Source organism: bacterium (assembly GCA_035307765.1).
Classification (GTDB): Bacteria; Sysuimicrobiota; Sysuimicrobiia; order Sysuimicrobiales; family Segetimicrobiaceae; genus Segetimicrobium.
Genome location: DATGHU010000023.1, coordinates 38,379 through 58,265 on the forward strand (window position 1 = coordinate 38,379; position 19,887 = coordinate 58,265).

Here is a 19,887-nt window from a genome sequence, read left to right on the forward strand (position 1 = left end):
GCACGTCGATCGGGGTCGGCACGGCGCGGATGAGCGGGGTGAGCGGGGTGAGCGGGTGCGAAAATGAGGCCGGGGCATCTCCCTGAGCTATCCTAGTCGGGGAAGGGGGGAATTCCGGCAGGCGCCCCTGGAGATGCCCCATGTTATGTTTCCCCGCGGCGTTCGCGGGCTAAACATCATCGAGTGTTCCGATCCGATCGCGATGCGCTCGTTTCAAACGATGCCCCCGGGGTATACCTGAGGAGGGATCGGCCCCGGCGGTAGACGCGGGGCACTCCTGAGGAGCGGTGATGCGCGGCGCGACAAATGGACCCCGATCGTCCCGTGACGCCAGTCGGTTACCGGATGGGATCCAGCGAAAATTCCTCGGCAAGGGCCTCCAGGCCCTTCACCACATGGGCGTCCAGCGGGACGCCGTCCCGGCGTCGCGCGTCCGCCATCTCGAATTCGATTTCTCCCGGGACGTACAGGCGCTCCACTCCGGGCGCCCGCGGCGTCGCGTGCACCATATCGATGTAGCGATCGACCTCTGCCAGGAACTCGGGGAGAGGGCGGAACCGTGCCACGTCGACCGCGGCGAACAGGTGCCCCACTTCTTGCGGACGGTTGTGTTCGGGCAGTGCGAGCCCCGCGACTCCCGCCGACCACCCGCCGCCCGCGAGGGGTCCGCACAACAGATCGAAGATCATCGCCAGGCCAAATCCCTTGTGCGCGCCGAAGGGGAGCAGCATTCCCCCCTCCATGATCTCCTCGGGGCGGTCGGTGGGCTGCCCCTGACGGTTGACGCCCCAATCCAGCGGAACTCGGTCGCCCCGGCCCTGCGCCCGCTGGACCTTACCGCGCGCCACGACACTGGTGGCGATGTCCAAGACGACCGGGCGGTGCCGGCCGGCCGGAATCGCGTAGGCGATCGGGTTGTTGCCCACGATCGGCGCCGCGCCACCCACCGGGGGCATCAGCGGGAGGGTGTTGGTGATCGCGATCCCGACCATCCGCTCGGCGGCGGCGCGCATGGCATAGTACGCAGCCGCGCCGAAGTGTGTGGAATGCGCCACCCCCACCACCCCGACCCCCGCCTCGCGGGCCTTGCGGATGGCCAGATCGATCCCCCGAGCCCCCACCACCTGGCCGAGACTGCCGTGGGCATCGAGTTGAGCGAACGCCGGTCCGTCCGCGGTGGTGGTGACGGTGGCCTGTGGGCGGACCAGCCCCGCCTGGATGCGCTTGATATAAATGGGAAGCCGCATCACGCCGTGCGAATGAACACCCCGCAGATCGGCCTCCACGAGCGTGTCCGCGACGAGGAGCGCGTCTGGGTCAGGGACCCCCACCTTGCGGAACACGGCCTCGACAAACATGGCCAACTGGGATGCAGCGAGGGGCATACTCGGGCCTCCGAGGTGTGGGTACGGACAGATTCTCTCGCATCCGCGGTCGTTCCTGTCCTTGCTGCCCTCGGCCGGGGTAGGGTATACTGGGGCCGGTGACCGGGAGCGCCAGCGGCGGCCGCAATCGATCCGCCGGGATTGTGCACCCTGAGCGCATCGTCGCCGCCCTCTTGATGGAAAGGTGCCCGCTGTGAACAGACCCCCGGAACGACCCACCCGCGGTTCCCCCGGTGCCCGGGGTCGCACCGCCGTCCGTCAGTCCCGCGGGACCCCCGCCTGGCTCGTCCCTTCGCTGCTCACGGCGTTGCTGGTCGGCGTGGCGGTGCTCCTCACGGGAGCGGGGGTGCTGGTCGGGACCGCCCTCGCGATCGGCGGCCACCTGCCTTCGGTTGAGGCCCTCTACACCCCTCCGAGCGAGGCGACACGCATCTATGCCGCCGACGGGCAACTGATCGCCAGCTTGTATCAGGAGAACCGAGCAAACGTCCCACTGTCGAAGATTCCCCGGGTCCTGCAGCGTGCCGTGATCGATACAGAGGATGCGGGCTTCTACCGGCACCATGGGATCTCGCTGCGGGGGGTCCTGCGCGCCTCCTTCCGAAACGTCCGCGAGAAGGGGTTTGCCGAGGGCGGGAGCACGATCACTCAACAACTCGCCCGGAATCTCTTCCTGACCAACGAGAAAGCCCTCAGCCGAAAGATCGCCGAGATGCTGCTGGCGATCCAGATCGAGCGGCGGCTGACCAAGGATGAGATCCTGGAGCGCTACCTCAACCAGGTGTATTTTGGGCAAGGCGCCTACGGCGTGGAAGCGGCCTCGGAGGTCTACTTCGGAAAGCCGGCGCGGGATCTGACGCTCCCGGAGAGCGCCCTGCTGGCGGGGCTGATTCGCGCGCCGTCCTATTACTCGCCCTACGAGCACCTGGACCAGGCCAAGACGCGCCGGGGCGAGGTCCTGCAGCGGATGGTCGACCTCGGGGACATCACGCCCGCGCAGATGCGGGTCGCCGACGTTGCGCCGATCCACTTGATCGAGAAGGGGAACGCCGGGTTCATCGGGATCCGCGCACCGTACTTCGTCAGCTACATCCTTCCCGGGCTCCTGGCGAAGTACGGGGAGGATGTGCTGTACAAGGGCGGACTCCGGATCTTCACGACCCTCGACCTCTCCCTGCAGGCTCAGGCCGAGGCGGCGGTGCGCGCGGGGATCGACCGTGCGACCCATGATCACCTGAACGCGCATCAGGCGGCGATGGTCGTCTTGGATCCGCAGAACGGGTACATTCGGGGGATGATCGGCGGGTACGACTTCCACGCCAGCCAGTTCAACCGAGCGTGGCAGGCGCACCGCCAGCCGGGCTCGGCGTTCAAGCCATTCACGTACACGACCGCGCTGCTGCACGGCATCCCGCTCACCACCCTCCTGGACGACGATCCGATCTCGTTCCCCCTGCCCAACGGGAAGACGTGGGAGCCCAAGGACTTCGACCACACGTGGCACGGGTGGATCACGATGCGGTACGCCCTGGAGAACTCCATCAACGTGGCCGCGATTCGGCTGGAGGCGAGGATCGGCCCCCAGGCGATCGTGGACCTGGCCCACCGCATGGGGATCCAGAGCACGCTGCAGCCCAATCTTTCGCTCACGCTGGGATCCTCGGACGTCACCTTGCTGGAGATGGCGTCGGCCTATGGGGTGTTTGCCAGCGGAGGGATCCGGTCGACTCCCCTGGCCGTTCTCCGGGTGACCGACTCGAAGGGGAAGGTCCTTGAGGACAACGTCCCGCAGCGCACGGTGGTCCTGAGCCCCGAGGTTGCCTACATCATGACCGACCTCCTGAAGGGCGTGGTGGCGCGGGGGACGGGCACCGCGGCCAATATCGGGATTCCCCAGGCCGGGAAGACCGGAACCGCCGACGACTACCGCAACGCCTGGTTTATCGGGTTCACCCCGTCGATGGTCACGGCGGTCTGGGTGGGGAACGACGACGACTCCGCGATGAACCGCGTCGTGGGAGGGGGGCTGCCCGCTCAGATCTGGGCGTCGTTTATGAAGCCCGTCACCGCCCAATTGCCGAAGACCGACTGGGTGCGCCCGGAGGGGGTGGTCGCGGCGACGATCTGCGGGTCGACCGGCGGACCGGCCACCCCCGAGTGCACGGACTCACGGCCCGAGCTGTTCATGAAGGGCACCGAGCCCGAGGCGCCCGCCCCGGCTCCACCGGGGACGCCGGCCGCCTCCCCGACTCCGCCGGGAGCACCCGCCGCCTCCGTGGCCCCATCGGGGGGCACGGCCGCACCCGCCGTCCCCGCCAACGCGCAGGGGCCGGTGGGACCGGCGTCGGGCGGGGCGTCGCTGCCCCTCTCCGTGACCTCCCCCGCGAATGGAGCCCAGGTCACGGCGCCGTTTGAGATCACGGGCACCACCCGTCCCGGCGCGAACGTGCACATCATCGTCCACGTGAAGGGCGGGTTCCTGGACGTGCAGGCGGCAGACGTCTACATCCCCGCGGATACTGCCGGCAATTTCTCGTACCTCGTGAGCCCGACGATCAAGCCGTATGGCTCCACGTTCACGATCACGGTGTCCGCGGTTGACGGCCGGGACACCGCCACGGTGAGCCTCGCCGTCCAGGAGCACTAACCCTTTCCTTCGCGGGTGGTCTCCTCGCGCCGTGAGGAGGGGGCCGGCCGCGCCGACCCTCGGCCCCCGAACTCCTTGCACCGCGATGGGCGCCGGACTATAGTTAGGGTTGCAGGTGTGACCTGCGGTTCGTATGCGTTAGCGGAAGCGGGGGAGCGGCCGTGTCCGGACACTCCAAGTGGCACAACATCAAGATCAAGAAATCGAAGGTCGACCAACAGCGCGGCAAGCTGTTCAGCAAGCTGGCCCGCGAAATCATCATCGCCGCCAAGGAAGGCGGGGGCGATCCGAGCGGCAACATGCGCCTTCGGGCCGCGGTCGAGCGGGCGCGCGAGGCCAGCATGCCCAACGACAACATCCAGCGGGCCATCCAGCGTGGGACCGGAGGGGGCGAGGGGGTGACCTTCGAGGAGGTCACCTACGAGGGGATGGCTCCGGGTGGGGTCGCGGTCCTCGTCGTCGCCCAGACCGACAACAAGAACCGCACCGCGTCGGAGATCCGGAACATCTTCGCTAAGGCGGAGGGCGGGATGGGCGCGTCGGTGGGGTGGTTGTTTGAGAAAAAGGGCCTGATCACCCTCGGCAAGGAGGCGGCGTCGGAAGAAGAGGTCCTCACCAAGGCGGTGGACGCCGGCGCCGAGGATATGAAGACGACCTCCGACGAGTACGAGATCACGACGACCCCGGAAACCTTTGCCGCCGTCCGCCAGGCGCTCGAGGGGGCCGGGTACAAGCTGATCTCCGCGGAGGTCACCCTCGTGCCGAAGTCGACGGTGCCGCTCGAGGGCAAGGAGGCGCAGCGGGTGCTGCGGCTTATGGAAGCCCTGGAGGACCACGACGACGTGCAGACCGTCTACGCGAACTTCGACATCCCAGACGAAGTGCTCCAGCAGGTGGGGTGAGCGAGCGGGCCGATGGGAATCCGCGAGGCGGTGCAGCCGGGCTTTCACCTGGTGTGGAGGACCGTGCGGAAGAACGTGGAGGCGATGCCCGCCGATGGGCTGGAGTTCAAGCCGGAGGGGTTGGACACCCGATCGTTCCGGGAAATTGCGCTGCATATGGCAAACGCCACCGTGACATTCGGCGAGAACATCGGGAAGACGGCATGGGAACGGCTGATGCCGTTTCCTCCTGAGCGGCACACGGCCAAGGCGCAGGTCCTGTCGGCGCTGTCGCAGGCGGGGGATCGGTTTCTCGCGAGCCTCGGCGGGCTGACCGACGAGGAGGCCGCCCGAATCGTTCGGGTCCCCTGGGGCGCGGAGATGGCCCAGGGGGTGGTCGTCGCGGCGGAAGTGCCGCACATGTTCTATCACAACGGCCAACTGGCTATTTATATGAGGATGCGTGGGGTGAAGCCGCTCTTTTTGGAGCGGTAGCCTCTGTGCCCTCGCCTCCCGAACGCCGCGCCGGGCACGCCCGGGCGGCGTTGCCAGTTCTCCCCGGCGCAACGTGTGAGGGGCTGAGAGGAGCGGGGCAGGGAAGCGGCGAACACTGGTTCGGATCTCCCATGATCGTTGGCTCAACTATTCCACCGACACTTTGACGGAGCAGGGTATGCGCATCCTTGGGATTGATCCTGGCCTGCGGCTCACCGGATACGGTTTGGTCGAGGGGGCCCCCGATGGGCCCACGGTCATCGATGCCGGGCTCATCCGCACCGATGGGACCCAGTCGTTGCCCACCCGCCTTCACGAACTTCACGCCGGGCTCACCGACATCGTGGGGGACGGACACCCGCATCTCCTGGCGATCGAGGACATCTTCGCCCACCCGGGGTTTCCCCGCACGGCCATCGTGATGGGGCACGTCTGCGGGGTGATCTGTCTGGCGGCCGCGCAGGCGGGGGTGCCGATCGATACCATTCCGCCCGCGTCGGTGAAGCGCGCCATGATCACATCCGGCCGGGCCGGGAAACGGCAGATGCAGCGGATGGTTCGGATCCTCCTGGAGATGGCCGAGGACCCGGGCACCCACGTCGCGGACGCGCTGGCGGTGGCGCTCGTCGCCCTTTCCCGCCGCGGCCAATCGCTCGGGCGGCCGCTGGCCGTACGCGGGTCGGCGTGATCGCGTTTCTTCGCGGTCGGGTGCTGCGCCGCCTCGAGCAGATGCTGGTCATCGAGTGCGGTGGGGTGGGGTACGAGGTGCACCTTCCCGGGTTCATGCGGGACGCGGTCCGCGGCCAGTCCGACGGATCGGGCGACATCGTTGAGCTGCACATCTCCTATCACGTCTCCGCGAACCAGCCGCGTCCGCTGCTCGTGGGGTTCCTGCGCGAGGTGGAGCAGGAGTTCTTCGAGCGGTTCATCACGGTGGACGGGTTGGGCCCGACGAAGGCGATGAAAGCGATCGTCCATCCCATCGAGACGATCGCCGATGCGATCGAGCGGAAGGATACTCAGTTCCTGCGGCGGTTGCCCGGGATCGGCGAGAGGACGGCGGAGAAGATCGTCGCGGCGCTTCGCGGCAAGATGGGGAAGTACGCACTGCTCCGCTCCGAGGCGCCGGCGGTCCCCGACGACGCCGGCGTGGACTTCCGGGAGGAGGTCCTGGAGGTGTTGACCCGCCAGCTCGGGCACCGATCCGCGGAGGCACGCCAGATGGTCGAGCAGGCGCTGAAGCGGAATGCCGGGATCACCTCCGCGGAGGAATTGTTCCAGGAAGTCTATCGCGCCGAGCGGGGGGCGCTGGCGTGACGCGGGAACGCGTGGTCGGACCGCGGAGCGAGCCGGCCCCTGACCCCGAGGCGGTGGGACGGGAGCGGAGTCGTGCGGAAGACGAGCAGTTCATCCGCAGCTTGCGCCCCCGAACCCTCGGCGAGTGCATCGGGCAGTCGCGGGTGGTGAGCGGCCTCCGTATCAGCCTCCAGGCGGCCCGCGAGCGGGGGGAAGCCCTGGACCACGTGCTGCTCCACGGGCCGCCCGGGCTCGGCAAGACCACGTTCGCCAACGTGATCGCGGAGGAGATGGGGACGAGCATCGTCACCACCTCCGGGCCCGCGGTGGAGCGCGGCGGCGACCTGATGGGGATCCTGACGAATCTGGCCCGTGGCGATGTGCTGTTTATCGACGAGATCCACCGGCTGCCACGGGCGGTGGAGGAATTTCTTTACCCGGCGATGGAGGATTTCTGCGTCAACTTCACCATCGAGAAAGGCGCCCACGCACGCACGCTTCGCTATACGCTGAAGCCCTTCACGCTGGTGGGGGCGACGACCCGTGCGGGGTTGCTCTCATCGCCGTTGCGCGAGCGATTCGGCATCGCCCACCATCTCGATTTCTACCCGGTGGACGAGCTCACCCGGGTGGTCACGCGCTCAGCCTCTATCCTGGGCGTCGAGGTGCTTGAGGACGGGGCCGCGGAGATCGCCCGGCGCGCAAGAGGGACGCCGCGGATCGCGAACCGGCTGCTGCGGCGGTCGCGGGATTATGCGCAGGTCAGGGCCGAGGGGCGCATCACGCTCGCCGTGGCGCAGGAGGCCCTGGAGTTCGAAGGGATCGACGCGCTCGGGCTGACGGCCCAGGACCGCGAGTTGTTGCGGACGATCATCCAGGTGTACAATGGCGGCCCGGTGGGGATCGAGGCGCTGGCCGCGACCCTCAACGAGGAGGTCGACAGTCTGGTGGAGATGGCCGAGCCGTTCTTGCTGAAGATCGGATTCCTGACCCGCACCCAGGCCGGCCGGCGCGTCACGCCGCAGGCCTGCGACCATCTGGGCATCCCGGCACCGGAGCGGGGCCCGCGCAGCCAGGGCTCGCTGTTTGCATGACGGTCCCCCACCTCGGGCGCCTGCTGGTGGGGCTTGGGCTGCTCATCGCCGCGGCCGGAGCGGTGGTGTGGTTGGTGGGGGGGATCCCGCGCCTGCCGGGCGACATCATCGTGCAGCGGAGGGGATGGACCCTCTACATCCCCATCGTCACGAGCATCGTGCTCAGCCTCTTCCTGACGCTCCTGCTGAACCTCTTCTTCGCCCGCCGATGAGGAGCCGGTTGATCGCTGCGGGTGTGGCGCTGGCGCTCCTCGGCCTGGGGGGCGGTGCGCGGCTTCCGGCATCGGCAGGCGAGCCGCCGCTTGTCCGGGTCGGGGTCGCGGTCGAGCAGCCGGCGGTTCGCATCGAGGGCGACGGCCCCATCTCCGCGGTCGACCTCCTCGCGGGGAGCTCCGCCCTGCTGATCGGCGGTCCCTGGGTGTTTCAACCGACGGCCACGGGGATGAGCATCCTCGGGACGACGTTTGGGCCCGCCGTGCGACTCACGGTTCAGACGGGATTTCTCCGGGTGAACGGCGTGCCGTACCGGGGGGTGATCGAGCTCCGCCGCACCGCGGCGGCCCGGGTGACCGCGATCAATGAGGTGGACATCGAATGGTATCTCTACGGCGTCATCAAGGGCGAAATCGACCCGCACTGGCCGCCGGAAGCGGTGAAGGCCCAGGCGGTGGCGGCACGGACGCTGGCGTTGGAGAACCTCGCGTCGTCGCACGTGAAGTACCCGGCCGAAGGCTATCAGCTCCGCGCGACGACCGACTCCCAGGTCTACCTGGGCGTGGCCGGAGAGGACCCCGCGGCCATCGCCGCGGTCGAGGCGACGCGAGGGCTGGTGGCGACGTTCCATGGGGATCCCATCTTCGCCGCCTACCATTCCAATTCGGGCGGGCACACCGAGGACAGCGAGAACGTTTGGGGGACCTCTCACCCCTACCTGCGCGGGGTGCCGGACCCCTTCGCCCTCCAGGCGCCGGGGAGCCAGTGGGCGGCACGGCTGCCGCTCTCGACGATCGAAGAGGACCTGCGTCGTCGAGGGGTGGACGTCGCCGGGTTGGTGAGCGTTGAACCGGGCCGGGTCACCCCTTGGGGCCGGGCGATCACCGTGCGCCTGGTCGAGGAGGGCGGGAAGAGCGAGGATCTGAGCGCCAATCAGTTCCGCCTCGTGCTGGGCGCTGGCTTGATTCGCAGCACGATGTTCACGATGACGCGCGAGGGTGCGGACATGAGTTTCACCGGGCGGGGCTCCGGGCACGGCGTCGGGCTGGATCAGTGGGGGGCGCGGGCGATGGCCCTCCAAGGATATACCTTTGAGCAGATCCTCAGTTACTACTACACCGGGATCTCGGTGGAACGGCGGTACTAGGCCGCGCCCACCGCTCGTCCGGTTCGGTTTCGATGAGGCTCTCCGACTTCGACTTTGCGCTTCCCCGCGAGTTGATCGCACAGGTCCCGGCACGCCCACGGGACAGCTCGCGCCTTCTGGTGCTGGATCGGCAGACCTCGACGCTCGCGCACCGGGTGTTCCACGACCTTCCCGAGTACCTTCGACCCGCCGACGTCCTGGTGCTGAACGAGACAAAGGTCCTGCCCGCGCGGCTGCGGGCCCGGCGGCCCACCGGAGGCGCCGTGGAGGTGTTGCTGCTGCGCCCGAGGTCCGACGGCGAGTGGGAGGCGCTGATCAAGCCGGCCCGCCGGGTCCGTTCGGGCGCCCGCCTCATCTTCGCCCGCGGGGTGTTGGAAGGCGTGGCCGGAGAGCGGACGGCCACCGGGACCCGCCTCATCGCGCTTGAACATCACGGGGACCTGCACGCGATCCTCGAGCGGATCGGGGAGATGCCCACCCCCCCCTACATCCGGCGCATCCCGGAAGGAGGGGACTACCAGACGGTGTACGCGCGAAGGGTCGGCGCCGTGGCGGCGCCGACCGCCGGGCTGCACTTTACGGACGCGCTGCTGGCCCGAGTCCGCGGGCTCGGGGTGCGGACCGCGTTCCTGACGCTGCATGTCGGCCTCGGGACGTTCCGGCCGGTCAAGGTGGACGACGTGACCCGCCACCGCATGGATGAGGAGGCCTTCGAGGTGAGCGGCGAGACGGCGGAGGCGATCAACACGGCGCGGGCGCGTGGGGGGCGGATCGTCGTCGTCGGCACGACCTGCGTGCGCGCCCTGGAGTCGGCCGCCGACGAGGACGGGCGCGTGCGGCCGGGGGGCGGGGGCGCCACACTGTTCATCACCCCGGGATACCGCTTCCGCGCCACCGATGCACTGATCACGAACTTCCACCTGCCGCGCTCGACCCTGCTGATGTTGGTCAGCGCCTTCGCGGGGCGCGAACGCATCCTTGCGGCGTACGTGGAAGCGATCCGCGCGCGCTACCGATTTTACAGCTTCGGGGACGCGATGCTGTTGCTGTGAGCGATCCCGGGTCTACGGGGCGAGCCGCGTCCACCCGCGCGCGTGCGGATTCCACTGTTCGAGCGGGCGGCCGAGATAATCCCGGCCTTCCACCTGGTAGCCGGCGGCCCGGAGGCGTGTGCGGGCCTCGGCGTAGTAGCGATAGTCGAGCTGCCAGACGCCGCGGAGCGGATTCCGGTAGAGACCCAACCCGCCCAGGAGCCGTTCGATATTTTGCATCTCCGTGGCGTCGCAGCGAAGCTCGACGCCCTGGGTGAGGGTGCCGAACGCCTCGATCTTGGGATTCTGAGGGGCGACCGGAGGCGCGCCCCCGGGATTGACCGATGTCGCGCGCCCGGGGACTCCGGCCGCGGCGGCGGGCCGGGCCACCGGAGGGGTTGGGGTCGCGGCACCCGACGCTCCGGCGGCGCGCTGCGCCTTGATCGCGTCGGCCTTCGCCTTTGCCGCGGCGATCTTCTCCTCCCGGCTCACCTCGGGCCCCGGCGCTGCGGCCCCCGGCGTGTCTTCGCTCATCGGCGCCTCCTTCGTGGGTCGTCCCGAAGGCATTGTACCCGACCGGTGGGAGGACCTCAAGCGATGGGGCTGTGTTATACTCCGAGCCGTGGCTGTGCGTTTCGAACTTCTCCACGTCGACCGCGACACGGGTGCGCGGGCGGGGCGGCTCCACACCCCGCACGGGATCGTGCACACCCCGGTGTTCATGCCGGTGGGGACGCACGGGACGGTCCGCGCGCTCACGCCGGAAGAGGTGGAGTCGACCGGCGCCGAGATCATCCTGGCCAATACCTTCCACCTATCGCTCCGGCCGGGGGGAGCACTGATCCGCCGGGCGGGGGGATTGCACGCGTTCATGCACTGGGCGCGGCCGATCCTCACCGACAGCGGAGGGTACCAGGTGTTCAGCCTTCCCCACCTGCGGAGGGTGACCGATGAGGGGGTAGTCTTTCGCTCGCCGATCGACGGGGACGAGGTGTCGTTCACCCCCGAACGGGTCATGGAGATCGAAGAAGAGTTGGGGGCGGACATCGTCATGCCGCTCGACGTCTGTCTGGGGTATCCCGCGCCGGACGCCGAGGCCGCGCTGGCCCTGCGGCGGACGCTCCTCTGGGCGCGGCGCGCCAAGGCCGCCCACCGGCGTCAGGATCAGGCGCTGTTTGGGATCGTGCAAGGGGGGTTTGCCCCCGAGCGGAGACGGCAGGCCGCCGACGATCTGGTCGCCCTCGACTTTCCCGGCTACGCCGTGGGCGGGCTCTCCGTGGGGGAGCCCAAGCCGATGACGTATGATCTGCTCTCCGCCGTCACGGAGCGGCTCCCGGAAGCCCGGCCGCGATACCTGATGGGGGTAGGGGCGCCGCCGAGCCTGGTGGAGGGGGTGGGTCGGGGGGTCGACATGTTCGATTGCGTGATGCCGACCCGCATCGGCCGGACGGGCATGGCGCTCACCGCGGCGGGCCCGCTGAGCCTCCGCCGATCGTCGCACGCCGAGGACCTCCGGCCGATCGAAGCCGGGTGTCCGTGTCCGGCCTGCGGCGACTACACACGGGCGTATCTGCGGCACCTGTTTAAGGCCGGAGAGATGCTGGGCCCGCGGCTGGTGAGCCTGCACAACCTGGCCTTCATGGGACGGTTGGCGGCGGAGATGCGCGGCGCCATCTGTGAGGACCGATTCGGCCCCTGGAGCCGGGCCACGCTCGCCCGCTACGGGGACGGCGTCGGGAGAGGGAATCGTCCGGATGCCGCAGAACCCTCCGGCACTCTGAATGGATCGGAGGCGTAAGCGTGCCGGCGCAGCAGGCGATCTCCGCGTTGGTTTACCTGCTCGCGGTCTTCGGTGTCCTCTACCTGCTGATGATCAGGCCGCAGCAGGTCCAGCAGAAGCGGTACCGGGAGATGGTGGGGCGGTTGAAGAAGGGGGACCGGGTGCTGACCCGTGGCGGTCTGTACGGGGTGATCCTCGATGTCAAGGATAACGATCTGACCCTGGAACTGGCCCAGAACGTGCGGGTCCGCGCCGACCGCACCGCGGTGCAGTCGCTCGTCAAGCGCGGGAGCCAAGGGAGTTAGCCCGCGGGCTCCGTCTTCATGGCCGACCACCGCCCCGTCCCCAGTCCGGTCACCCCGAGCGTCCCGGGGTTTTTGCTCACCCTCGAAGAGATCAAGCGCGACCGCGAGGTCGAGGCCTACGTCGCCAAGGCCGACGAGTACACCAGGGCGATCGGCTACACCGAGCACGGCACGCGCCACGCCAACCTCGTCGCCAGCATCGCGGGAAATGTCCTGCGGCGGTTGGAGAGACCGGAGCGGGAGATCACCCTGGGGACGATCGCCGGGTACCTGCACGATATCGGCAACCTCGTCGGCCGGGTCAACCACGAGCATACCGGGGCGCTGCTTGCGGGGGGGATCCTCACCCGCCTCGGGATGGAGCCGATCGATATGGCGACTGTGATGGGTGCGATCGGGAATCACGAAGAGGAGACCGGGGAGCCCGTGAGCGCCGAGGGGGCGGCGGTGATCATCTCGGACAAATCGGACGTGCACCGAACCCGGGTCCGAAACCCCGATCCCACCACGTATGACATGCACGACCGGGTGAACCACGCCGTGGAGCACTCGTTCCTCCGCGTCGACGCGCCCGCCCGGACCATCACGCTCGAGCTGACGATCGATACCCGGCTCTCCCAGGTCATGGAGTACTTCGAGATCTTCCTGCCGCGCATGGTCATGTGCCGCCGGGCGGCGAAGTTTTTGGGGTGTGAATTCAAGCTGATGATCAACGGCACGAAACTCTTGTAGGGGGGACGCGTATGCCTGCTTGGCAGTATCGGTGTAAGTCTTGTGGCGACGTGCACGAGGCGCCTCTGCGCCCTGGAGGGACCGTGTACCTGCGGTGCCTCACCACCCGCGAATGGGCCTGGTACGAGGCGTCGAGCTTCCGGACCCCCTCCGAATCGCGAGGGGCCGTGGTCGCGGCGCCGGCGCGAGGGGGAAAGACTGCGGCGCGGTCGATCGGCCGCGGGTCCGCGGGGAGCGGGCGTCGCCCCGGCACCGCTCGCTCCGCTCGGAAGTCCGTCGCCCGCCGCGCCACGAAGGGGGCCCGCAAGAAGGGCCGGTGACCCCCGTGTGCGCGGAATTGAAGGAGAGGATTCTATAGATTTTCCAAGAATTGCATAGATTCGTGGATGGCCTTGGCGTGGCTGAGGGGGCCCGGGGTCGTTGGCTGACCTTGGGAGAGGCCGCCCAGCGGCTCGGCGTCGACGTGACGACGTTGCGCGGTTGGGCAGATAAGGGGAAGGTTCGGGTTTTTAGAACGCCCGGGGGCCACCGCCGGTTCGATCCCGCCGATCTGGAATCGCTCCTCAAGACGGGCCTTTCCCCCCGCCGCGCGGCGGGTACCACGTTTTCGTCGAGCGCGGCGTCGGCCCGGGAGTGGCTGGCCTCGCATCCGTGGTACGCCCGAATCCCCGAGGGATCCTTGGTCAGCGTGCGGGCGCTGTGCGGCGACCTGATGCGCATTCTGGCCGCGTATACGGACGGCGAACCGGCCCGCCCGCCCCATCTCGCGGAAGGCAGACGAGTCGGCGCCGCCCTGGGGAGGGAGGTGGCCGGATGGGGTCTCTCCCCCGCCCAGTCGACCGAGGTGTTTCTCCACTTCAAGATGCACGTCACCGAAATGCTGTCTGCGCCCGCCCAGAGCGGTGAGGATCAGGTTCGATCGCTGCGGGACGCGGATGCGTTCCTCGGGCAAGTCCTTCAGGCGATGATGGAAGCCTACGAGGCGGCCAAGGCCTGAGGGCCGCGATCCCCACCGGTCGGCGACGGAGGATGGTGGAGGCAAGGGTGAGACGGGACCGTGTGCGGCTGGGGACGCGTGGGAGCCGGCTGAGCCTGCGGCAGGCCGAGTTGGTGGTCGAGGCCCTTCGGGCGAGCCATCCGGCGGTGTCGGTTGAAATCGTGGTGATCAAGACCGCCGGTGATCGCGCTCCGGACGTGCCGTTGGAGCGGCTGGAGGGAATCGGGTTCTTTGCCAAGGAGTTGGAGGCCGCCCTCCTCGACGGTCGCTGCGACCTGGCGATGCACAGCGCCAAGGACCTCCCCACGGCGATCCACCGCGATCTCGCGCTGGGGGCGTACCTGCCTCGTACCGACCCCAGGGATGTCGTGGTGGACAGGGAGGGCCGGATCCTCGCCTCCCTGCCCGCGGGCGCGCGGGTCGGGACGAGCAGCGTGCGGCGGGCCGCGCAGATCCTCCACCGCCGACCCGATCTCCAGCCCACCTCGATCCGCGGCAACATCGATACCCGACTTGCCAAACTGGACCGCGGCGTCTGCGACGCGATCTGCCTTGCCGGTGCCGGGCTGCTGCGGATGGGGTGGCAGGCACGGATCACGGAGTGGTTGGATCCTGAGGTCATGCTCCCCGCCCCCGGCCAGGGGGCGATCGCGGTCGAACTGCGAGGGGGGGATGCCGATCTGCTCGAGCTGCTCCGCTCCATGGATCACCCGCCCACCCGGGTGGCGGTTGCGGCGGAGCGTGCCTTCGTGGCCCGCCTGGGGAGCGGGTGCCGCGCGCCGGCGGCCGCGCTGGCGGCGGTGGCAGGGGAGGCCGTGACCCTCGAAGGGCTCGTCGCGCTCCCGGACGGTAGCTGCGTACGTCGCCACCGCGCGACCGCGGCGCTCGCCGCCGCGGTAGAGGTCGGCGAGGAGGTGGCGGATTATCTCCTGGCGCACGCGGGGTTTGCGCTGGAGGTCGGACCCGCGGGGTCGGGTGCCGCCCTCACCTCCGGGGAACTGCGGCGGGGGGCGGTGTCGTGACCGCGCCCGGCGCGCTCGACGGCCGGTGGATCGTGGTGACCCGGGCCCGGGCGCAGGCGGGCGCCCTGGCGGCGCGGCTCGAGGCGGAGGGCGCCCGGATCGCCGAGTTTCCGACGATTCGGGTGGGTCCCCTCGACGACTACGGCGAGGCAGACCGCGCCATCGATCGGCTCGGCGACTATCGGTGGATCGTCTTCACGAGCCAAAACGGGGTCACCGCGTTTCTGGATCGTCTCCAGGCGCGCGCCGGGACCGTGCGTGGGCTCGACCACCACGACCTCGCAGCGATCGGCCCCGCCACGGCGGGGGCGCTCCGCGCCCGCGGGCTGCGCGTCGATCTGGCCCCCGCCGAGTTCGTCGCGGAGGCGCTGGTCGAGGCGTTCGCCACCGCCTCCTCCGCCGGGCCCAGTCGGCTGCGCGGCGCTCGGGTCCTCCTGCCGCGTGCGCTCGAGGCGCGCGGCGTGCTGCCCGAGGGGTTGCGGGGGCTGGGGGCGATCGTGGACGTGGTTCCCGTGTACCGCACGGTCACGGAGCGCGACCAGGCCCCCGCGGTCCGCCGGCGGCTCCTCGACGGCGAGGTCGATGCGGTCACCTTTACGAGTTCGTCGACGGTTCGAGGCTTCGTCGAGGTGCTGGGGCCCGAGGCGCCCCGGGTCGGCGGGCGCGCGTTGATCGCGTGCATCGGCCCGGTGACCGCGGCGACCGCGCGCGAACGCGGCCTGCCCGTCGGGCTGGTCGCCCGGGAATACACGGTCCCGGGGTTGGTGGCGGCGCTCCGCGAGCGCTTGGGGCGCGCCGTGCCAACCGCCGACCGATAGGGGAGGAAGAGGATGGCGTTTCCACAGCACCGCCTGCGGCGGCTGCGCCGCACCGATCGGCTGCGAGAGATGGTGGCGGAAACCTCGCTCGCGGCCCACCACTTCATCGCGCCGCTCTTCGTCAAAGAAGGCCTGGCCCGCCCGGTCGAGATCGAGGCGATGCCGGGACAGCTGCAGCATACCGTGTCGAGCCTCGTCGAGGTCTGCGGGGGTCTGGCGGAACTCGGCGTCCCCGCGGTGCTGCTCTTCGGGATTCCGTCGCGGAAGGACGCCGAGGGAACGGGGGCCTGGGATCCCGACGGCATCGTCCAACAGGCGTTCCGGGCGGTGCGCGCCGAACTCGGCGACCGATTGGTCCTCATCGGCGATTTGTGCCTGTGCGAGTACACGGACCACGGACACTGCGGGATACTCCGCGGGTCCGCGGTCGACAACGATGCGACCCTGGACGTCTACGCCCGGATCGCCGCCTCGTACGCGGAGGCCGGGGCGGATTGGGTGGCGCCGTCGGGGATGATGGACGGGCAGGTGGGGGCGATCCGGCGCAGCCTCGATACCCTCGGGCACCAGGACGTTGCGGTTCTGGCATACGCGGCGAAGTACGCCTCGGCTTTCTACGGACCGTTCCGCCAGGCGGCGGAGTCGACCCCCCGATTCGGCGATCGCCGCGGGTACCAGATGGATCCGTCGAATGTGGAGGAGGCCCTTCGCGAGGTCCGCGCCGATGTCGAAGAAGGCGCGGACGTCGTGATGGTCAAGCCGGCGCTTCCGTACCTCGACGTCCTCAGCCGGGTCAAGGCGGAATTCGGACTGCCCACGGCCGCGTATCACGTCAGCGGTGAGTACGCGATGCTCAAGGCGGCCGCCGCCCGAGGGTGGATCGATGAAGACCTCGCCATGTTCGAGGTCCTGTACGCGATTCGGCGGGCCGGCGCGGACCTCATCCTCACCTATTTCGCCCGGGCAGCGGCGGAGCGGCTGCGGCGCGGGTAGACTCGGCCTCGCCGGGGTCAAAGCCGGCGCGCCGCGCTGACGGCACAGGGTGCCCGCCCGCGGCGGGCGGGGCATACCGCGCCGAGGGGGGGCGTTTCTCATGGTACTGCTGAGCCCGGGGGAGCTATGCGTCCGATCGTCATTATGCCCCTCTACAATGAAGAGGAGACCGTTGCGCAGGTCCTGGAGGAAGTTCGGCGTCACACGGTCGCAAAGATCTTGGTGGTCAACGACGGCTCCACGGATCGGTCGGCGGAAATCCTCAAACGGAGCCGCCTCGACCTTCAGGTGGTGACCCACGCCCAAAACGAAGGGTACGGGCAGTCGCTGATCGATGGATTTCGCGGGGCGATCCGCGACGGGTACGACGTTGCCGTGACGATCGACTGCGACCTTCAGCACGAGCCGCACATGATCCCGCAGTTTCTTGAGCTGGCGTCGGAGTTCGACATCGTTTCCGGGAGCCGCTACCATCCGGAGGCACCGGGCGTCCAGGATCCCGCCCCGCCGGATCGGCAGCGGATCAACGAAGAGATCACCCGGATCATCAATGACCTGACCGGGTATCACCTCACCGATGCGTGGTGCGGTTTCAAAGCGTACCGCGCCGCGGGTCTCGCCCGGATGACGCTCGACGAGCGAAGTTACGGCTTTCCCCTGCAGGTGTGGCTGCAGGCCGCACGGGTGGGGCTCACGGTCACGGAGGTTCCCGTGCCGCGGATCTACAAGAACCCCGGGCGGCGGTTTTGGGGGGGCCTCGATGATCCGGCCGCGCGACGCACCTACTACCTGACGATCATCGACCGCGAGGTGAGCCGATGGCGGAACTCCTCGTAATCGGCGCCCACCCCGATGATGTGGAGATCGGGATGGGCGGCGCGGTGGCGACCTTCGTCCGGCAGGGCCACGACGTGACGATCCTCGATCTCACCGACGGCGAGCCCACCCCGATGGGGACCCCGGAGCGGCGCCGGGCCGAGAGCGAAGCGGCCGCCGGGGTGTTGGGGGTGCGGCGCCGCACGCTGCCGCTGCCCAACCGATACCTCCAGGATACCGTGGAGAACCGGATGGCCGTCGCGGAGGTGATCCGCGAGGTCCGTCCAGACATCCTGTTCATCCCGTACGGGGTGGATGCGCACCCCGATCACGTCGCCGCGGAGCGCCTGGCGGAGGCGGCCCGATTCTACGCCAAACTCACCAAGACCGAGATGCGGGGAGACCCCCACTATCCGGGCCGGATCCTGCACTTCTTCTGCACGCACTACCGGCTGCACGTGGCCCCGGCGTTCGTCCTGGACATCACCGAGCAGATCGAGCGCAAGATGGAGGCGATCGCCTGCTATCGATCCCAGTTCAACGAGGAGCGGGGCAACGCCGGGGTGCTCGAGGCGATCCGGACTATCGCCGCGTACTGGGGCACCCGGATCCGGCGGCCATACGGCGAACCGTTCGCCAGCAAGGAAGCGCTGGGGCTGCGCGGGCTCGGGGAACTGCTGTGAAGGTCGGCCAGCCTGAGATGCCCACCGCGTACAAGGTCCCCGCGCGCTCCGGGGAGGCCCTGATCGTCCCCCCCAGGGCGAAGATCCCGGCGATCCTCGCCGCCAGGGGCGAAGCCAGCTGGGGGCGGGCGGAGATCATGGGCGTACCGCTCGGCGAGTTTCGCGCCCGCGTGCGGCGGCGCGCGATGGCGCTGGTGGAACCGCAGCCGGGCACACAGTCGGGTCCGGTCGTGGTGATGGGGCACCAGCCGCTCTTCTTTCACCCGGGGGTGTGGATGAAGTTTTTTCTTCTCTCCCGCCTCGGCGCGGATCTAGGGGGGGTCGGGCTGCACCTGATCGTCGACAGCGATGCCTCCGGCGCGGTGACGGCACAGATCCCCGCCCGGACCGACCGGCTGATCCGTCGTACGGAGACGCTCCTGGAGGTCCCCGACGAGGTCCCGCTGGAAGCCCACCGGCCCCCGTTCCCTGAGGAGTGGGAGGGGTTCTGCGCCCGCGTCCGCGGGCACCTCGCGACCCTGGCCCTGGGGGAGGTGTCGGATAGATTTGAAGCGTTCGCGGAGGGGGGGACGGCGGGGCGGCGGCGCGGCCGCTCGCTGGGCGAGTTTTTGGCGCACGCCCGCCGCGAATACGAGGCGCGGATGGCCCCGCCGACCTACGGCGAGTTGACCGTTTCCGGCTTTTCGGATACCCCGGAGTTCAGGACGTTTGTCCTCCACCTCCTGCAGGATCCCCCGGCGTTCCGCCGGTGCTACAATGCGAACCTGGACGCGCACCGCCGGATCCACCGGTTGCGCTCGGCGGCCAATCCGTTTCCCAACCTGGGGGAGGTCGATGGCGCCCAGGAGATGCCGGTGTGGGCGCTCCACGGCGGGCGGCGGACAGATCTCTACGTCGAGCGGGCGGGGGATCGGGTTCGGCTGCGCACCGCCACGGAACCGATCGCCGAGGTGCCGGCCGGGCCGGAGGGGATCGATGCGCTGAAAGCCTCAGGCGTCCGGCTCCGGCCGAAGGCCATCACGCTGACGATGTTTGCCCGCCTCTGTCTGGGGGACCTGTTCATCCACGGGGTCGGCGGGGGCCGGTACGACCGCGTGACCGATGCGATGATCGGCGAGCTGTTCGGCTGCGCCGCGCCCCCCTATATCGTCGCCACCGGAACGCTCTTTCTCCCGCTTCTGGGAGAGGAGGAGGCGGCCGACGACCCCCGCGCGCTCGAGCGACGGCTGATGGACCTGCAGCACAATCCTGAGCGGTACCTCGGGACCGCGTCCGCGGCGCAGCAGCGGCTGATCGACGAGAAGTGGGCGCTGATCCGCTCGGTCGAAGCGATGCGCCCGGGCCCCGAGCGCCGAGCCGCCACCCACCGGATCCGAGAGGTCAACACGCTGTTGTCGGCGGGACTGGTCGACCAGATGGCCCGGATCCGGGAGCAGCTGACGGGGCTGAGTCAGAGCTCGTCGGCCCGGGAGGCGGCGGAGGATCGCGGGTACCCGTTCTTCCTCTTCGACCCCGCCGCGGTCGACGCCCTGGCCGGCGCCTAGGGGTTCGT

General features: G+C 69.3%; 21 protein-coding genes. 19 read left to right on the plus strand and 2 right to left on the minus strand.

What is annotated here, in order from left to right:
* Window positions 1-338: 338 nt before the first annotated feature.
* Complete coding sequence (locus VKV57_07050) at window positions 339-1,385, minus strand: Ldh family oxidoreductase (GenBank protein ID HLW59668.1); 1,047 nt, start codon at window positions 1,383-1,385, stop codon at window positions 339-341.
* A 193-nt stretch (window positions 1,386-1,578) separates the two neighbouring features.
* Here VKV57_07050 and VKV57_07055 point away from each other — a divergent pair, with 193 nt between their 5' ends.
* From VKV57_07055 to queA, 9 genes are all read left to right on the plus strand, one after another.
* Entirely contained in the window at window positions 1,579-4,032 is a 2,454-nt protein-coding gene (locus tag VKV57_07055) for a penicillin-binding protein 1A (protein ID HLW59669.1), read from the plus strand.
* Between the two features lie 161 nt (window positions 4,033-4,193).
* Window positions 4,194-4,934, plus strand: a complete 741-nt coding sequence (locus VKV57_07060; protein HLW59670.1) for a YebC/PmpR family DNA-binding transcriptional regulator — start codon at window positions 4,194-4,196, stop codon at window positions 4,932-4,934.
* A 12-nt stretch (window positions 4,935-4,946) separates the two neighbouring features.
* A complete protein-coding gene (locus tag VKV57_07065; GenBank protein HLW59671.1) occupies window positions 4,947-5,408 on the plus strand; it encodes a DinB family protein in 462 nt (153 codons plus the stop codon).
* A 178-nt stretch (window positions 5,409-5,586) separates the two neighbouring features.
* The gene (locus VKV57_07070) at window positions 5,587-6,096 is read left to right on the plus strand and encodes a crossover junction endodeoxyribonuclease RuvC (GenBank protein HLW59672.1); all 510 of its coding nucleotides are present in this window, start codon (window positions 5,587-5,589) and stop codon (window positions 6,094-6,096) included.
* A complete protein-coding gene (gene ruvA, locus VKV57_07075) occupies window positions 6,093-6,725 on the plus strand; it encodes a Holliday junction branch migration protein RuvA (protein ID HLW59673.1) in 633 nt (210 codons plus the stop codon). Before VKV57_07070 ends, ruvA begins: the two co-directional genes overlap by 4 nt.
* A gap of 53 nt (window positions 6,726-6,778) precedes the next feature.
* Complete coding sequence (ruvB, locus tag VKV57_07080) at window positions 6,779-7,798, plus strand: Holliday junction branch migration DNA helicase RuvB (GenBank protein ID HLW59674.1); 1,020 nt, start codon at window positions 6,779-6,781, stop codon at window positions 7,796-7,798.
* On the plus strand, window positions 7,795-8,010 hold the full coding sequence (locus VKV57_07085; GenBank protein HLW59675.1) for a DUF2905 domain-containing protein: 216 nt from the start codon (window positions 7,795-7,797) through the stop codon (window positions 8,008-8,010). The genes ruvB and VKV57_07085 overlap by 4 nt, the downstream gene beginning before the upstream one ends.
* Before the next feature lie 8 nt (window positions 8,011-8,018).
* Window positions 8,019-9,158, plus strand: coding sequence for a SpoIID/LytB domain-containing protein (locus VKV57_07090; GenBank protein HLW59676.1), 1,140 nt, complete (start codon window positions 8,019-8,021; stop codon window positions 9,156-9,158).
* 32 nt (window positions 9,159-9,190) lie between these two features.
* Complete coding sequence (queA, locus tag VKV57_07095; protein HLW59677.1) at window positions 9,191-10,210, plus strand: tRNA preQ1(34) S-adenosylmethionine ribosyltransferase-isomerase QueA; 1,020 nt, start codon at window positions 9,191-9,193, stop codon at window positions 10,208-10,210.
* Between the two features lie 12 nt (window positions 10,211-10,222).
* On the opposite strand, the gene VKV57_07100 is transcribed toward queA, so the two are convergent.
* On the minus strand, window positions 10,223-10,723 hold the full coding sequence (locus VKV57_07100; GenBank protein ID HLW59678.1) for a hypothetical protein: 501 nt from the start codon (window positions 10,721-10,723) through the stop codon (window positions 10,223-10,225).
* Window positions 10,724-10,811: 88 nt separating this feature from the next.
* Between VKV57_07100 and tgt the strand changes: the two genes are divergently transcribed.
* The 10 genes from tgt (at window position 10,812) to VKV57_07150 (ending at window position 19,879) form a co-directional block, all read left to right on the plus strand.
* Window positions 10,812-11,987, plus strand: coding sequence for a tRNA guanosine(34) transglycosylase Tgt (gene tgt, locus VKV57_07105; GenBank protein ID HLW59679.1), 1,176 nt, complete (start codon window positions 10,812-10,814; stop codon window positions 11,985-11,987).
* A gap of 2 nt (window positions 11,988-11,989) precedes the next feature.
* On the plus strand, window positions 11,990-12,274 hold the full coding sequence (gene yajC / locus VKV57_07110) for a preprotein translocase subunit YajC (GenBank protein HLW59680.1): 285 nt from the start codon (window positions 11,990-11,992) through the stop codon (window positions 12,272-12,274).
* Window positions 12,275-12,292: 18 nt separating this feature from the next.
* Window positions 12,293-13,006 (plus strand): phosphohydrolase, encoded by a 714-nt coding sequence (locus VKV57_07115; protein ID HLW59681.1) that lies wholly within the window; start codon window positions 12,293-12,295, stop codon window positions 13,004-13,006.
* A gap of 397 nt (window positions 13,007-13,403) precedes the next feature.
* Complete coding sequence (locus VKV57_07120) at window positions 13,404-14,003, plus strand: helix-turn-helix domain-containing protein (protein ID HLW59682.1); 600 nt, start codon at window positions 13,404-13,406, stop codon at window positions 14,001-14,003.
* Between the two features lie 47 nt (window positions 14,004-14,050).
* Complete coding sequence (hemC, locus tag VKV57_07125; GenBank protein ID HLW59683.1) at window positions 14,051-15,025, plus strand: hydroxymethylbilane synthase; 975 nt, start codon at window positions 14,051-14,053, stop codon at window positions 15,023-15,025.
* Window positions 15,022-15,843, plus strand: coding sequence for a uroporphyrinogen-III synthase (locus tag VKV57_07130; protein HLW59684.1), 822 nt, complete (start codon window positions 15,022-15,024; stop codon window positions 15,841-15,843). Before hemC ends, VKV57_07130 begins: the two co-directional genes overlap by 4 nt.
* A gap of 12 nt (window positions 15,844-15,855) precedes the next feature.
* Window positions 15,856-16,836, plus strand: coding sequence for a porphobilinogen synthase (gene hemB, locus VKV57_07135; GenBank protein HLW59685.1), 981 nt, complete (start codon window positions 15,856-15,858; stop codon window positions 16,834-16,836).
* Window positions 16,837-16,962: 126 nt separating this feature from the next.
* Window positions 16,963-17,673 (plus strand): glycosyltransferase family 2 protein, encoded by a 711-nt coding sequence (locus VKV57_07140; GenBank protein ID HLW59686.1) that lies wholly within the window; start codon window positions 16,963-16,965, stop codon window positions 17,671-17,673.
* Window positions 17,655-18,335 carry a bacillithiol biosynthesis deacetylase BshB1 gene (gene bshB1 / locus VKV57_07145; protein HLW59687.1) on the plus strand — a complete coding sequence of 227 codons (681 nt, stop codon included), beginning with the start codon at window positions 17,655-17,657 and terminating at the stop codon, window positions 18,333-18,335. The genes VKV57_07140 and bshB1 overlap by 19 nt, the downstream gene beginning before the upstream one ends.
* Window positions 18,332-19,879 carry a hypothetical protein gene (locus tag VKV57_07150; GenBank protein ID HLW59688.1) on the plus strand — a complete coding sequence of 516 codons (1,548 nt, stop codon included), beginning with the start codon at window positions 18,332-18,334 and terminating at the stop codon, window positions 19,877-19,879. Before bshB1 ends, VKV57_07150 begins: the two co-directional genes overlap by 4 nt.
* The last annotated feature ends 8 nt before the right edge of the window (window positions 19,880-19,887 follow it).